The sequence below is a fragment of the Clostridioides sp. LIBA-2809 genome, from assembly GCF_056688965.1.
This window is the reverse complement of the sequence record NZ_CP197004.1, coordinates 3,962,910-3,977,876: the sequence shown is the minus strand read 5'-3', so window position 1 is coordinate 3,977,876 and position 14,967 is coordinate 3,962,910. Positions and strand designations below refer to the sequence as shown.

Below are 14,967 nucleotides of genomic sequence, written 5' to 3'. Positions count from 1 at the left end.
AATTTCCTCCTTCAAATATTTATTAAAATAAGTAATTATATATAATAACACAAACATATATCTATTATATATAATACCTCAACAATAAAAAAGTAAAATAAATAATCGAGAGGTAAATTTTTCAAATTCGATATAAATTATTTCGAAATTAACAAAGTTGGTATATAATAAATAGTATAATTATATGAGACAAGTATATATAAGCATATAGTATATTTTTTATGTTAATAAAATTTATTATATATCATATTGTTATTATATAATTATTGCCATAAAAAGACAAGGAAAAGTATAATTTTTAAGGGGGAAGGATTTATGAGTAAAGGATTCTTGACACCTGGGGAAACAGCACAAGCAACTATAAGTGCTGGCATTAAAAAAGCGAATATTTCAACACAAAATGCAATTTTATTAGGTTTATTTGGAGGCGCATTTATAGGTTTAGGGGCATTGGGGAGTATTATAGTTAGTCAGACTTTCGGTAAAATAGACCCAGGAGTAGCTAGTTTTTTAAGTGCTATGGTCTTTCCAGTAGGTCTTATGCTTGTAGTGGTAGCAGGAGCAGAGTTATTCACTGGAAATACTTTAATGCTTATTCCACTTATGGACAAAAAAATAACATTAGGAAAAATGTTAAGAAACTGGGGACTGGTTTATTTTGCAAATTTAGTAGGTTCAATTTTATTAGTCGCACTTGTATTTTATTCTTCTACATTGACAGGGGATGCAGCTACAAAAGCTATAGCTGTAGCAGAAGCTAAAGTTAATTCAACTATAGTTTCAATGTTTTTAAAAGCAATACTTTGCAATATTCTAGTAGTTTTAGCTGTATGGATGGCTACAGCATCTCAAGATGTAGTATCAAAGTTAACTTCATGCTGGACAGTAATAATGCTATTTGTGTTATGTGGATTCCAACATAGCGTTGCAAACATGTTTTTTATACCAATGGGAATGGCATTAGGAGCAAATATAACTATAGTCCAATTCATAACTAATTTGGTATTTGTAACACTTGGAAATATTGTTGGAGGTTCCATAATAGTTGGAGGAATTTATTATCTTTGCTATGTTAAAAATAGTTAGATAAATAATACGAATTAAATTGCCTTTTAAAGCATTGATATCAGTGATATTGATGCTTTTTTTAAATTATTTATATTCTTTTATATGTTGTTATTTTTTTTTTTTTAATTTATTATATATTTATTGAATATAGTTTGTAATTAAGAAACTTAAAATATAAAATCCATATGATAAGCAAAATCATATATTATTGAATATAGTTAATACTATATATTAATGTAATTTAAATAAGAATGACAGCTAAAGTTCAGTATAATTTGGGAGGAAATACAATGAATAATCAAGATATATACGAAAATTTATTAAATATATTAAGTAAAGATGATATAAAAGTTGATGAACCTATGAAAAAGCATATTTCATTTAGAGTAGGAGGACCAGCAGATATATTGGTTAGACCTAGAACAGAAGAACAATTAAAAAATGTACTTCAGTTGGTAAAAAAGGAATCCATTCCATATTTAATAATTGGAAATGGCTCAAATATTTTAATTAAAGATGGTGGAATAAGAGGTATTGTAATAGAATTAGCCGATAATTTCAATTCTTATGAAATAAATGATACTAGAATGATTGCTCAGTCAGGAGTTTTGTTATCAGTTTTAGGTAAAGCTCTTCAAAAACAAGAATTAAAAGGATTTGAATTTGCATCAGGGATACCTGGAACATTGGGAGGAGCATTAGCCATGAATGCTGGGGCATATGGTGGCGAAATGAAAGATATAGTAAAATCAGTAAGATTAATGGATATGGAAGGAAATATATTTGAACTATCAAATGAACAGATGGAATTTGGGTATAGAGGAAGTATAATATCAAAAAATGGCTATATAGCCTTATCAGCAGAATTAGAATTACAAAAAGGAAATTATGATGAAATAAAAAGTTTAATGGACGATTTGGCAACAAGAAGAACAACTAAACAACCATTAAATTTTGCTAGTGCAGGAAGTACATTTAAAAGACCAACAGGATATTTTGCAGGTAAATTAATAGAGGAAACTGGATTAAGAGGTCTTACTTTAAGAGGAGCACAAGTGTCTGAGAAGCATTGTGGATTTGTAGTTAATCAAGGAGAAGCAAATGCTAAAGATATCTTAGATTTAATATATGTTATAAAAAGTGCTGTATATGCCAAGTTTGGGGTTATGTTGGAAGAAGAAGTCAAAATACTTGGAGAGGATTAACAGATGAAAATACTGGCTGATTATCATACACATACATTATATAGTCATGGAAAAGGGACTATTGAAGACAATGTAAAGGTGGCCATTTCTAAGGGAATAAAAACAATAGGAATATCAGACCATAGTTATAAACATATTGCATATGGTGTAAAGAAAAAAGATATTCTTAAAATGAGAGAAGAAGTAAATTATTTAAATGATAAATATAGTGATATAAATATACTCTTAGGTATGGAGTGTAACATATTAGATGACAAAGGGAATATAGATATGGATGATAAATTTATCAAAGAATTTGACTATATTATGGCTGGTTATCATTTTGGCTCTACTCCAACCTCATTCAAAAGTCTATTAAATCATTGTAATAATTATATATTCAAAACTGAAAAAGCAAAAGAATATAATACAAAAGCTGTAATAAATGCGATGAGTAATAATGATATTTTTATAATTACTCATCCTGGAGATAAAGGCGATGTGTATATAGAAGAAGTAGCAAAGAGAGCAAAAAAAACAGATACTAGACTTGAAATAAATAGTAGTCATTCTTTTTTGAATGTTAATCAATTAAACAAGATAAAAGAGTTAAAAAATAAATTTGTGATAGGTTCAGACGCACATTGTCCAGAACGAGTTGGTGACTTTGAACTAGCGATAAAGACTGTATTTAATTCTAATCTAGATGTATCATTAGTAGAAAACATTATAATAGAATAAACGTAAGATAAAATGGAGGAGTTAGCAATGAAATTTGTTATAGTTACAGGTCTTTCAGGATCTGGAAAAAGTGAGACAATGAGAGCTTTAGAGGATATGGGATTTTATTGTGTAGATAATCTACCTCCTGCTTTAATAACTAAATTTGCAGAATTATGTTATCAACCAAATTCAAGTATTGATAAAGTTGCTCTAGGGATAGATATAAGAGGAAGAAAATTTTTTGAAGCTCTTCATGAAAGCTTAAACTACTTGGAAAAAGAAAATTATGAATATGAGATGGTATATTTGGATTGTGATGATGATGTACTGTTAAAGAGATATAAAATGACAAGAAGAAATCATCCGTTGGCAAAAGATATGCAGATTCCAGAAGGTATAAAAATGGAAAGAAAAATAATGGAGCCTTTAAAGGAATTATCTACATGTATAATTGATACAACTAATATGAAGCCAAAAGACCTTAAAGAAGAAATAAAGAAAATATATTCTTCTGGTGAAGATAATCCAAATTTAACTATATCTGTAGTATCTTTTGGGTTTAAACATGGTATACTTGCTGATGCAGATTTAGTATTCGATGTAAGATTTCTTCCAAATCCATATTATGTTGAAGAATTGAGATCTAAAACTGGTGATGATAAAGAAGTTAGAGACTATGTTATGAATTCTAAAATCAGTGAAGAATTTTATATAAAACTTTTAGATATGATTCATTTTTTAGTGCCTCAATATATAGAGGAAGGAAAACAACATTTAGTAATTGGTGTTGGATGTACAGGTGGAAGACATAGGTCAGTTACTATAACAAATCTTATAGCGGAGGATTTATCTAATAAAGGATATAGGGTTGTAAAGAAACATAGAGACTCTATGTTACGATAGTGGAGGCAAACATGGCTAAATTACTTATTATTGTAGGAATTTTAGGTTGGATTGCATTAATTGTATCGTTATTTATATATAAAAAAGCAAAAAATGAAAAAGTAAAATTATTTCAAAGGTCTATTGTTGAAAATAGAGACCCAAATGTAGTAGTGATAGGTGGAGGTACTGGTCAGTCAGTATTTTTAAGAGGTCTTAAACATTCCACACAGAATATCACTGCAATTGTTACTGTTGCTGATGATGGTGGAGGTTCAGGTGTATTGAGAGAAGACCTAGGGATGCTACCACCAGGAGATATAAGAAACTGTCTATTAGCACTTGCAAATATAGAACCAACAATGAATGAAGTCATGCAATATAGATTTACAGAAGGACTTTTGAAAGGTCAGAGTTTTGGAAATTTATTTTTGGCTGCTATGAATGGATTGTATGGCAACTTTGAAAAGGCTGTGTATAAATTAAGTGAGATTTTTGCTATAACAGGAAGAGTTTTGCCAGTAACCTTAGAAGATGTAAACTTAGTTGCAAAATTGGAGAATGGCAACATAATAAATGGAGAATCTAGCATACCAGAAGAATCGAAAAGTCAAAAAAGCTCTATTGACAAAATTTTTTTAAATCCAAAAGATGTCAAACCATTAAAGGATGTTATTGCTTCTATTTATGATGCTGATATTATAATTATGGGTCCTGGAAGCCTATATACAAGTATCATACCAAATCTACTTGTAGATGGGATTGTAGATGCCATTAAATCGTCTGTAGCTCCAAAAGTATATATATCAAATATAATGACCCAGCCAGGTGAGACAGATGGTTACAACGTATTAGAGCATGTTAATGCTATAGTGAAGCATACTGATGAGAGTTTAATAGATTATGTAATAGCAAACAATGAAATATTGCCAGAGGAAATGCTTGACCTTTATAGACAGGATGGAGCAGAACAAGTTTTGCTTGATAAAAAACAAAAAGATAAATTAAAAGAGATAGGTATAAAAACCGTAGAAAAGAATTTAATTGAAATAAAAAATAATTATATAAGACATGATGCAAAGTATATATCTAACATAGTTATTGAGTTAGCCCTAAATCATAATTACAACAAAAGTTAGTAAAAAAGGATTTTAAAAAATTGTGTAGAAATCCTTATCATTATGTTAGTTTTAAGGAGTGAACATCGATGAGAGAAGAGGTTAGTGCTGGTGGTGTAGTCCTGTTTGGCAATACAATTCTTTTACTAAGGAAGTTCAATGGAGATTGGGTGCTACCCAAAGGAAAAGTAGAAGAAGGGGAAAATAACCAAGAGGCAGCATTACGTGAAGTAAGTGAAGAAACTGGAGTAAAAGCAGATATATTGAAATATTTAGGTGAAATACATTATACATTCAAAGAAAACTGGGATGAAAATAGAGCAGTTCATAAAACAGTTTTTTGGTATTTGATGCAAGCAAAGAATATGGATACTATTCCACAAAAAGAGGAAGGCTTTATTGATGCTAAATTTATCCATCTAGATAGAGTTGTAGACCTAGCTAGATATGATGATGAAAAGGAGATAATAAAGGTTGCCTTACAAGAAATAAAAAAAAGGTTAAAGAAAAATTAGTTAATGGGTGATAGAGATGTCTTTTTCAACTGAAACCAAAAATGAACTAGCGAGAATTGTATCTGGAAATGAATGTTGTAATATAGCTGAATTGTCAGCTCTAGTCAAATCAGGGGGAAGTATACAAATTGTTGGATATAAAAAACTAAATCTAAAGATAACAACAGAATTAAATTCAATAGCCCGTAAAGTATTCAAGTTATTAAAAAAGAATTTTAATATTAATACTACAATCTCTGTAAATAAGAATCAAATGTTAAAGAGAAATAACAGTTATGTATTGATGGTAACAAGTGAAATGGGTTCAGAAAAGTTATTAAAAAAATTAGGTATACTTGAAGATAAAGAAGGATTTTTTACTATAAACAAAATTCCAGATAGCTTAATTAAACACGAAGGATGTAAAAGAGCTTTCATAAGAGGTGCTTTTCTTGGTGGAGGTTCTATAAGTGACCCAGAAAAGAACTATCATATGGAATTTGTGACTAACAACGAGGAGTTTGCAGATTCCTTAAAAGAGCTTATAAACTCTTTAGGTTTTAATAGTAAAATTGTGGCTAGAAAAAATAATCATGTTGTTTATATTAAAGAGAGTGAACAAATATCAGATTTGTTGAGTATTATAGGAGGACACCACGCTCTTTTAAGTCTCCAAAATACTAAAATAGTAAAAGAAATGAGAAATAATGTAAACAGGATAGTAAATTGTGAGACAGCTAACCTTTCTAAAACAGTAAATGCAGCAGTAAGACAAGTAGAAAATATTAAGTTCATACAAGAAACTATAGGAATTAGCAGCTTACCAGAAAATTTACAAGAAATAGCTAATATTAGAATTGAGTATGAAGATATGACTCTCAAAGAACTTGGAGAGATGTTAGAGCCACCGATAGGAAAATCTGGTGTCAATCACAGGCTTAGAAAAATAGAGGAAATTGCGACAGATTTGAGAAAAAAATCATTATAATAAATTGAGGGGACAATCTCAGAATAAGCATTAATTTCTAACATATAATGGGATATGTTGAAGTTAATTCCTATTTTGAGATAAAAGTCTCTGTTTTTGTTTTAAGACATATATTTGTGGTAAAATTAAATTTATAAAACAGGAGGTGATTTAATGGACAAAGATTTTGCTCATCTTCATGTACATACTGAGTATAGTTTACTCGATGGATTTTCGAGGGTGAAAAAACTTATAAAAAGAGCTAAGGAGTTAAACATGAGCTCAATAGCTATCACTGACCATGGTTGTATGTTTGGTGTTATAGATTTCTACAAAACAGCTATAGAAGAAGGAATAAAGCCAATTATAGGATGTGAGGTCTATACGGCTGCACGTGGACTTAGAGATAAAGACCCAAACTATGATAAATATCAAGGACATTTAGTTCTATTAGCTAAGAATATGGAAGGCTATAAAAATTTAATAAAAATAGTTTCGACTTCATATGTAGAAGGCTTTTATTATAAGCCTAGAGTTGATATGGAAGAACTTAAAAGACACAATGAGGGAATTATAGCACTTTCTGCATGCCTTGCAGGAGATGTAGCACGTGCCTTAATGAATAGAAATTATGAAAAGGCAAAACAATTTGCTATTGATTACAGGGATATATTTGGAGAAGAAAATTTCTTTTTGGAGATTCAAGACCATAATTTACCCGAACAGAAAGAAGTAAATTCTGGATTAGTGAAATTATCAAAAGAGACTGGTATTCCACTAGTTGCGACTAATGATGTCCACTATGTAAATAAAGAAGATTCAAAAATACATGATGTCCTTATGTGTATTCAAATGGGAAAAACATTAAATGACCCAAATAGAATGAGATTTGGTAGTGAAGAGTTCTATTTGAAATCAAGAGAAGAAATGGAAGAATTATTTCCATATGCATTAGAAGCTATTGATAATACTACGAAAATAGCTGACATGTGTAATGTAGAGTTTGATTTTAATACTATACATCTTCCGAAGTATGATGTTCCAGAAGGATATACACCAGAAACTTATTTAAGGGAGTTATGTTTTAATGGATTAAAAGAGAGATATGACAATCCCAGTGATGAGATACTGGAGAGATTAAATTATGAATTAGATGTAATTGAAAAAATGGGCTATATGGAGTACTTCTTAATTGTATGGGATTTCATAAACTTTTCTAAAGAAAATAATATTATAGTAGGTCCAGGTAGAGGTAGTGCAGCTGGTTCAATAGTAGCATATACACTTAAGATAACTGATATAGACCCAATAAAATATTCTCTCTTATTTGAACGTTTTTTAAATCCAGAACGTATATCTATGCCAGATATAGATATAGATTTTTGTTATGAGAGAAGAGAAGAAGTTATAGATTATGTAAAGAGAAAATATGGTGATGACCATGTTGCACAAATAATAACTTTTGGGACAATGGGTGCAAAAGCAGCAATAAGAGACGTAGGAAGAGTGTTAGATATAGGATACAATAAAGTTGACAAGATAGCTAAAGAAATTCCTTTTGCTTTGGGAATGACAATAGATAAAGCTCTAGATACAAATCCTAACCTTAAAGAGTTGTATGACCAAGACCCTGAAACAAAAGAGATAATAAATATATCTAAACAGATAGAAGGAATGTTAAGACATGCTTCTACTCATGCAGCAGGAGTAGTTATATCAAAAAATCCTGTAGATGAGTATGTGCCTCTATATAAACATCAAGATGCAATAACAACACAATTTACTATGACGACACTTGAAGAACTGGGTCTTTTAAAGATGGACTTTCTTGGATTAAGAACACTTACAGTTATAAGAGACACTCTTGATTTAATAGAAAAAAATAGAGTTATAAAAAACTATACAGAAAAAATAGATTTTTCAAAGATGGATTATGATGACCCAAAGGTATATGAGATGTTATCATCTGGAAACACATTAGGAGTATTCCAATTGGAGAGTGCTGGTATGAGAAGCTTTATAAAGCAACTAAGACCAGACAACTTTGAAGATATTGTAGCGGGAATATCTCTGTTTAGACCAGGCCCAATGGATTCTATACCTGCATATATAAAAAACAAAAGCAATCCAAAAGATGTAACCTACCTACATGAAAAATTAAAGCCTATAATGGAAGTAACATATGGTTGTTTGGTATATCAAGAACAAGTTATGCAGGTTGTTAGAGATTTGGGTGGTTATAGTTACGGTCGAAGTGACTTGGTTAGAAGAGCCATGAGTAAGAAAAAGATGGATGTAATGGAAGAAGAAAGACAATATTTTATCCATGGTAAATTTGATGAAGATGGCAATATAGAAATCGCAGGTTGCATTAGAAATGGTGTAGAAGAGGAAATAGCTAATAAAATATTTGATGATATGATAGACTTTGCTCGTTATGCATTTAATAAATCACATGCGGCGGCATATGGAGTTTTAGCATATGAGACAGCTTATCTAAAAACATATTATCCAGTTGAATTTATGGCGGCGTTGATAACGAGTGTCATGGGAAATACTGACAAGGTAGTTGAGTATATAAGAGAATGTAAAGCATTAGAAATAGATGTATTGCCTCCAGATATAAATAAAAGTTTTTCAAAGTTTTCAGTTGAAGGTAATAATATAAGATTTGGTCTAGCTGCTGTAAAAAATGTTGGTGTAAACATAATAAACAATATAATTGACGAAAGAGAATCGAATGGATTATTTGTAGATTTAGTAGATTTAGTTAAGAGGTTAGACCAAAAAGATACAAATAAGAGAGTAATAGAAAGCTTAATAAAATGTGGAGCTTTTGATAATATAAGTGAAAATAGAGCTAGTTTAATGGCTGGTTATGAAAGTTTATTAGAAAGTGTATCTATGGATAGAAAGAAAAATGTTCAAGGTCAAATTTCTCTATTTGATGCTTTTGGAGATAGTGAAGAAGATAATGATTTTCAACAAATATATAGTTTACCTAAAAGACAAGAATATGAAGAAAGAGAGAGACTTAATCTTGAAAAAGAAGTACTGGGAATGTATGTAAGTGGACATCCTTTATCACAATTTGAAAAAGAGTTGCAAGAAAAAACATCTATAGATAATGGAAAATTAAATTCATTAAAAGAGGATGAAGAAGCATATATACAAATGAATGAAACAGATGCCATAATGGGCGGAATGATTGTGAATAAAACTATAAAAACTACAAAGAGAAATGAAATTATGGCGTTTATTGAATTAGAAGATTTGTATGGAGCTATAGAAATAGTAGTTTTTCCTCAATTATTACAAAAATACAATGTCATTTTAAATGAAGACAATATAATCTATGTAAAAGGAACATTAAGTATAAAAGAAGGCGAAAATGCAAAACTTATAGCTAGAGAGATAAAAGATATAAACGATAGCACTGATTTTGCAACTAGAAACTATAATTCAGGAAGAACTAAAAATATACAAGATATTAAACCACAAAGTGGTAAAAAATTGTATTTGAAAATAGATAGTATGTCTGATACAGATACAACTAATAATATTGTAGAAATAGCTAAACAGCATCCAGGCAATGATAGTATATACCTATATCCTATGGATGAAAATATAAATGGTAAGCGTAAAGCATATAAAATGACAGGAGTATTGACTTGTATATGTGATGAATTTATAAATAACTTAGAAAAGTTACTTCCTAAAGATAACATAAAAATAAAAGCTTAATTTTTCGGATAAAAATCTAAATATATTATAATAATATGAAAAATATTGTCCGTTTTGTGATATAATATCACAAAATGGACATTTAAGGACATTTAATTTTTTTAGTCTTGATGGGATTGAAAAATGATATAGGGACAAAAAAAGTCCATTAACATATAATAACAATGATTATAATAAAAAATTGACATAAAATCCAAGGAGGAAAAAGATGAAAACTATAGGATTACTAACAAGTGGAGGAGATGCTCCAGGAATGAATGCTGCGATTAGAGCGGTTGTAAGATCAGCAATATATTATGGATGCAAAGTATATGGAATCAATAGAGGATATAAGGGATTACTAGAGGAAGATTTAACTGAAATGAACTTATCTTCTGTTGGAGATATTATACACAGAGGAGGAACTATATTAAAGTCTTCTAGATGTGAAGAATTTAAAACAGAAGAAGGTAGATTAAAAGCAGTAAAAATTCTTAAAAAGTATAAAATCGATTGTTTAGTTGTAATTGGTGGAGATGGTTCATTTACAGGAGCTCAAAAACTTAGCGATTTAGGATTTCCAGCTATAGGTATACCAGGAACTATAGACAACGATTTAGCATATACAGATTATACTATAGGATTTGACACTGCAATGAATACTATTATAGATGCTATAGGTAAGATAAGAGATACATCATCTTCTCATGAAAGAGTTAATATAGTAGAAGTCATGGGAAGACACTGTGGAGATTTGGCTCTATATGCAGGTCTTGCAGGGGGAGCTGAAACTATAATAGTACCAGAAGTAGAAATTAAAGTTGATGAAGTTGCTTTAAGACTAAAGACTACTCAAAAAAGAGGTAAGAGACATAGTATAATCGTTTTGGCAGAAGGTGTCGGAAGTGCTAGCGATTTAGAAAAAGAACTTAAAAAAGAGTCAGGGGCAGACTTAAGAGTAACCGTATTGGGGCATGTCCAAAGAGGAGGAAGTCCAACTGTATCTGATAGAATACTAGCAAGTAGACTTGGTGTAAGAGCAGTAGAATTATTACTAGATGGAAAATCAGCTAGAGTCGTAGGAATAAAAGAAAATAAGATAATTGATTTAGAAATAAGTGAGGCTTTAGCTCAAAAGAAAGTGTTTGACAAAGAAGCTTATGAGATGGCAAAAATATTATCTATATAAGTTTTAGTATTAAAAATAAATCTGTGGAATAATATCTCAGGAGGAGCAAATATGTTAAATAATGTAAAGAAGACAAAAATTGTTTGTACACTAGGTCCAGCATCACAAAGCGAAGAAGTTTTAACTCAACTTATGCAAAATGGTCTAAATGTGTGTAGATTTAACTTTTCTCATGGTTCACATGAAGAACATAAGGAAAGAATAGATATGGCAAAAAAAGTTAGAGAGAAATTAAATAAGCCAGTTGCTATATTATTAGACACTAAAGGTCCAGAAATTAGAACAGGTAATTTTGAAGACCCAGAGGTATTTTTAGAAGAAGGGCAAAAGTTCACTATAACTATGAAAGATGTTATGGGAACTAAAGAAATGTGTACAGTAAGCTATAAAGGTCTTGCTGAAGACGTTAAAGCAGGAGATTCTATATTAATAGATGATGGCTTAGTTGGCTTAAGAGTAAAAGAAATAAATGGAGAAGATATAGTTTGTATTGTTGAAAACTCAGGGATAGTTAAAAATCACAAGGGAGTAAATGTACCTGGTGTTAAGATAAATTTACCAGCAATAACTCCTAAAGATATAAGTGATATAGAGTTTGGAATAAGTCAAGGTATAGATTATATAGCAGCTTCTTTTGTAAGAAAGGCATCTGATGTACTAGCGATAAGAGAAATACTAGAAAATAATAATGCAACTGATATACAAATAATATCTAAGATAGAAAACCAAGAAGGTGTAGAGAACCTAGATGAAATATTAAAGGTTTCTGATGGTATAATGGTGGCTAGAGGTGACTTAGGTGTTGAGATACCTACTGAAGAGATGCCAATAGTTCAAAAAATGATGATAAAAAAATGTAATGAATTAGCAAAACCAGTTGTAACTGCTACTCAAATGCTTGATTCTATGATAAGAAATCCAAGACCAACAAGAGCAGAAGTTACAGACGTTGCTAATGCTATATATGATGGAACAGATGCGATAATGTTATCTGGAGAAACTGCTGCTGGAAAATATCCTGTAGAAGCAGTAAAAATGATGGCTACAATAGCAAAAAGAACAGAAGAAACTTTAGATTATGATAGATTACTAAAGGAAAATGGAACTAATAATGTTACTGTAACAGATGCAATAAGTCATGCAACTTGTACAACAGCAGTAGATTTAAATGCATCAGCTATAATAACGTCTACTTCTTCGGGATATACTGCTAGAATGGTATCTAAGTTTAGACCAAAATCTCCAATAATAGCTACTACAAATAATGAAAAGACTATGAATAAACTAGCTCTTACATGGGGAGTTTATCCAGTTAAATCTTCTGTTGCAGGAAATACAGATGAAGTTATAGAAAAAGCAATAGAGGCAGCTAGACAAGCAGATTATATAGATAATGGAGAGTTAGTAGTTATAACTGCTGGAGTACCAGTAGGGGTAAGCGGAACTACTAACTTAATAAAAGTTCATGTAATAAGTGAAGAAATTGTTCAAGGTATAGGTGTAGGTACTCAAACAGTGGAAGGTAAAGTTCGTGTAATAAAGAATGGAGAGGCTTGTGTAGATTTCAATGAAGGAGATATACTTGTTTCTACGACTACTGATGCTGAAATGAACAATTATATAGAGAAAGCAGGAGCTGTAGTAACAGAGAATGGTGGAATGACATCACATACAGCTATTGTAGGTATAAATTTAGATATACCAGTTATTGTGTCTGCAACAGATATAACAAATTTAGTAGAAAATGGAGAAGTTGTAACTGTGGATGCATCAAGAGGTGTGGTATATAGAGGTTCAACTAGAGTTTTATAGGAAAAATAATAAATTTATTTGTCAAGGGGCTTTATAAGCTCCTTTTTTTTTGGTAAAATAAAATATTGTAGCTTAGTAAAAAATATAGTTTAGTTAATAGCAATATTTTAATATAAATTTAAAGAAAAAGTTTGTAAAGATTAAAATATAATAGATTGATTGGAGGGTGATTTATGCTTTCGAAAAACGAGGTGTATATTGTAGATATAGTAGACATTGGACAAGGCGGAGTAGGAGTAGGAAAGTACAATGGTATTACAGTTTTTGTAGAGGGCGGATTAATACAAGATAAGGTAAAAGTTAGGATTAATAAAGTAAAGAAAAATTATGCTGTAGGAGATATTGTTGAAATAATAGAGAAGTCTCCGTTTAGAGTAAAAAGAGTGTGTAATGACAATCTTAGGGATTGTGGAGGATGTCAGATACAAGATTTAGATTATAATAAGCAACTTGAAATGAAAACGAATGAAGTGAAACAAGTACTTGCTAGAATAGGTAAGTTAGATGACGTAGAAGTTCATAACACTATAGGAATGGAGAATCCATATAGATATAGAAATAAAGCACAATTTCCAATACAAAAGAATGATGGTGTTCCAATTATTGGCTTTTACAAAAAGAAGACTCATGATGTAATATCAACAGAAAAATGCGTAATACAACATGAGATAAATGATAAAATTGTTAAGATAATAAAAACATATATAAGAGCCTATAAGGTAAGTATATATGATGAAAAGACTCATACAGGATTAATTAGACACTTAGTAACAAAAATAGGTTTTACAACTAAAGAAGTGATGGTTGTATTAGTAGCTAATGGAAATAAACTTCCATATCTTAAAGAATTAGCTTCTGTACTTAAAGAAAATATACCTGGTTTTAAAACTTTGGTTGTAAATGTAAATCAAAAAGATACGAATACTATTTTAGGAAGAGAAAATATAGTTATTTATGGTGATGGTAAAATAAATGATTATATAGGTGACTTAGTGTTTGAGATTTCACCATTATCATTTTTCCAAGTAAATCCTGTCCAAACTAAAGTATTATATGATAAAGCTCTTGAGTATGCAAGTCTAAAGGATACTGATACTGTTTTTGATATCTACTGTGGTATAGGTACAATATCTTTATTTTTGGCACAAAAGGCTAAAAAAGTTTATGGAATAGAAATTATAGAAGACGCTATAAAGGATGCTAAGATAAATGCTAGATTAAACAACATACATAATGCAGAATTCTATGTTGGTAAGGCAGAAGAGGTTGTACCTAAGATGTACAGTCAGGGTAAAACTGCGAATGTTGTAGTTGTAGACCCACCTAGAAAGGGATGTGACGAAAAGGTTCTAGAGACTATTGTTTCAATGAATCCTGAGAGGATAGTTTATGTTTCTTGTAATCCATCTACTTTAGCGAGAGATTTAGATTATCTAAATATGCACGGATTTAAATGTGTCGAGGCTCAGCCTGTAGATATGTTCCCTCATTCTACACATGTGGAAACTGTAGCTAAGATAATCAAGAAATAGTACATTTATATAGATTATATATTAATAATATATTGTATTTGCCACCGATTTGCCAACGTAACTTAATCTCGGTGGCAAATTTAGTTTACAAATTAGAATTTTAAAATAATGTTGATTGAGCAAAATGAAGTTTCTGATAACTTATAAGAAATTGTGTAAGTTGAAAATGTTTATATAATACTACAAGAAAAATACTTTAGAAAAACTTGATATTTCCGATAATATATATAACTTGTGACGAATACTGAATTTACTTAGATTATAAAGAATCTCTT

11 protein-coding genes are annotated in these 14,967 nt (G+C 30.2%); all 11 read left to right on the top strand.

The genetic code is table 11. The features are described 5' to 3' along the window. Positions 1–315: 315 nt before the first annotated feature. A complete protein-coding gene (locus tag ACTG44_RS18730; protein WP_021386327.1) occupies positions 316–1,086 on the top strand; it encodes a formate/nitrite transporter family protein in 771 nt (256 codons plus the stop codon). Positions 1,087–1,358: 272 nt separating this feature from the next. Next, positions 1,359–2,273, top strand: coding sequence for a UDP-N-acetylmuramate dehydrogenase (gene murB, locus ACTG44_RS18725; RefSeq protein ID WP_479917718.1), 915 nt, complete (start codon positions 1,359–1,361; stop codon positions 2,271–2,273). A 3-nt stretch (positions 2,274–2,276) separates the two neighbouring features. Further along, on the top strand, positions 2,277–2,993 hold the full coding sequence (locus ACTG44_RS18720; RefSeq protein ID WP_021386308.1) for a PHP domain-containing protein: 717 nt from the start codon (positions 2,277–2,279) through the stop codon (positions 2,991–2,993). A gap of 27 nt (positions 2,994–3,020) precedes the next feature. Continuing rightward, on the top strand, positions 3,021–3,878 hold the full coding sequence (rapZ, locus tag ACTG44_RS18715; protein ID WP_021386320.1) for an RNase adapter RapZ: 858 nt from the start codon (positions 3,021–3,023) through the stop codon (positions 3,876–3,878). Between the two features lie 11 nt (positions 3,879–3,889). Further along, entirely contained in the window at positions 3,890–4,996 is a 1,107-nt protein-coding gene (locus ACTG44_RS18710) for a gluconeogenesis factor YvcK family protein (protein ID WP_479917717.1), read from the top strand. 68 nt (positions 4,997–5,064) lie between these two features. Next, positions 5,065–5,490, top strand: a complete 426-nt coding sequence (locus tag ACTG44_RS18705; RefSeq protein ID WP_003416968.1) for an NUDIX hydrolase — start codon at positions 5,065–5,067, stop codon at positions 5,488–5,490. A 16-nt stretch (positions 5,491–5,506) separates the two neighbouring features. Then, entirely contained in the window at positions 5,507–6,457 is a 951-nt protein-coding gene (gene whiA, locus ACTG44_RS18700) for a DNA-binding protein WhiA (RefSeq protein WP_021386323.1), read from the top strand. Positions 6,458–6,610: 153 nt separating this feature from the next. Beyond that, positions 6,611–10,180: a DNA polymerase III subunit alpha gene (locus ACTG44_RS18695; protein WP_021386328.1), complete on the top strand. Its 3,570-nt coding sequence runs from the start codon at positions 6,611–6,613 to the stop codon at positions 10,178–10,180. A gap of 208 nt (positions 10,181–10,388) precedes the next feature. Continuing rightward, complete coding sequence (gene pfkA / locus ACTG44_RS18690; RefSeq protein WP_021386333.1) at positions 10,389–11,348, top strand: 6-phosphofructokinase; 960 nt, start codon at positions 10,389–10,391, stop codon at positions 11,346–11,348. A 51-nt stretch (positions 11,349–11,399) separates the two neighbouring features. Beyond that, positions 11,400–13,160, top strand: a complete 1,761-nt coding sequence (pyk, locus tag ACTG44_RS18685) for a pyruvate kinase (RefSeq protein WP_021386316.1) — start codon at positions 11,400–11,402, stop codon at positions 13,158–13,160. A gap of 173 nt (positions 13,161–13,333) precedes the next feature. Beyond that, entirely contained in the window at positions 13,334–14,692 is a 1,359-nt protein-coding gene (rlmD, locus tag ACTG44_RS18680) for a 23S rRNA (uracil(1939)-C(5))-methyltransferase RlmD (RefSeq protein ID WP_021386322.1), read from the top strand. The last annotated feature ends 275 nt before the right edge of the window (positions 14,693–14,967 follow it).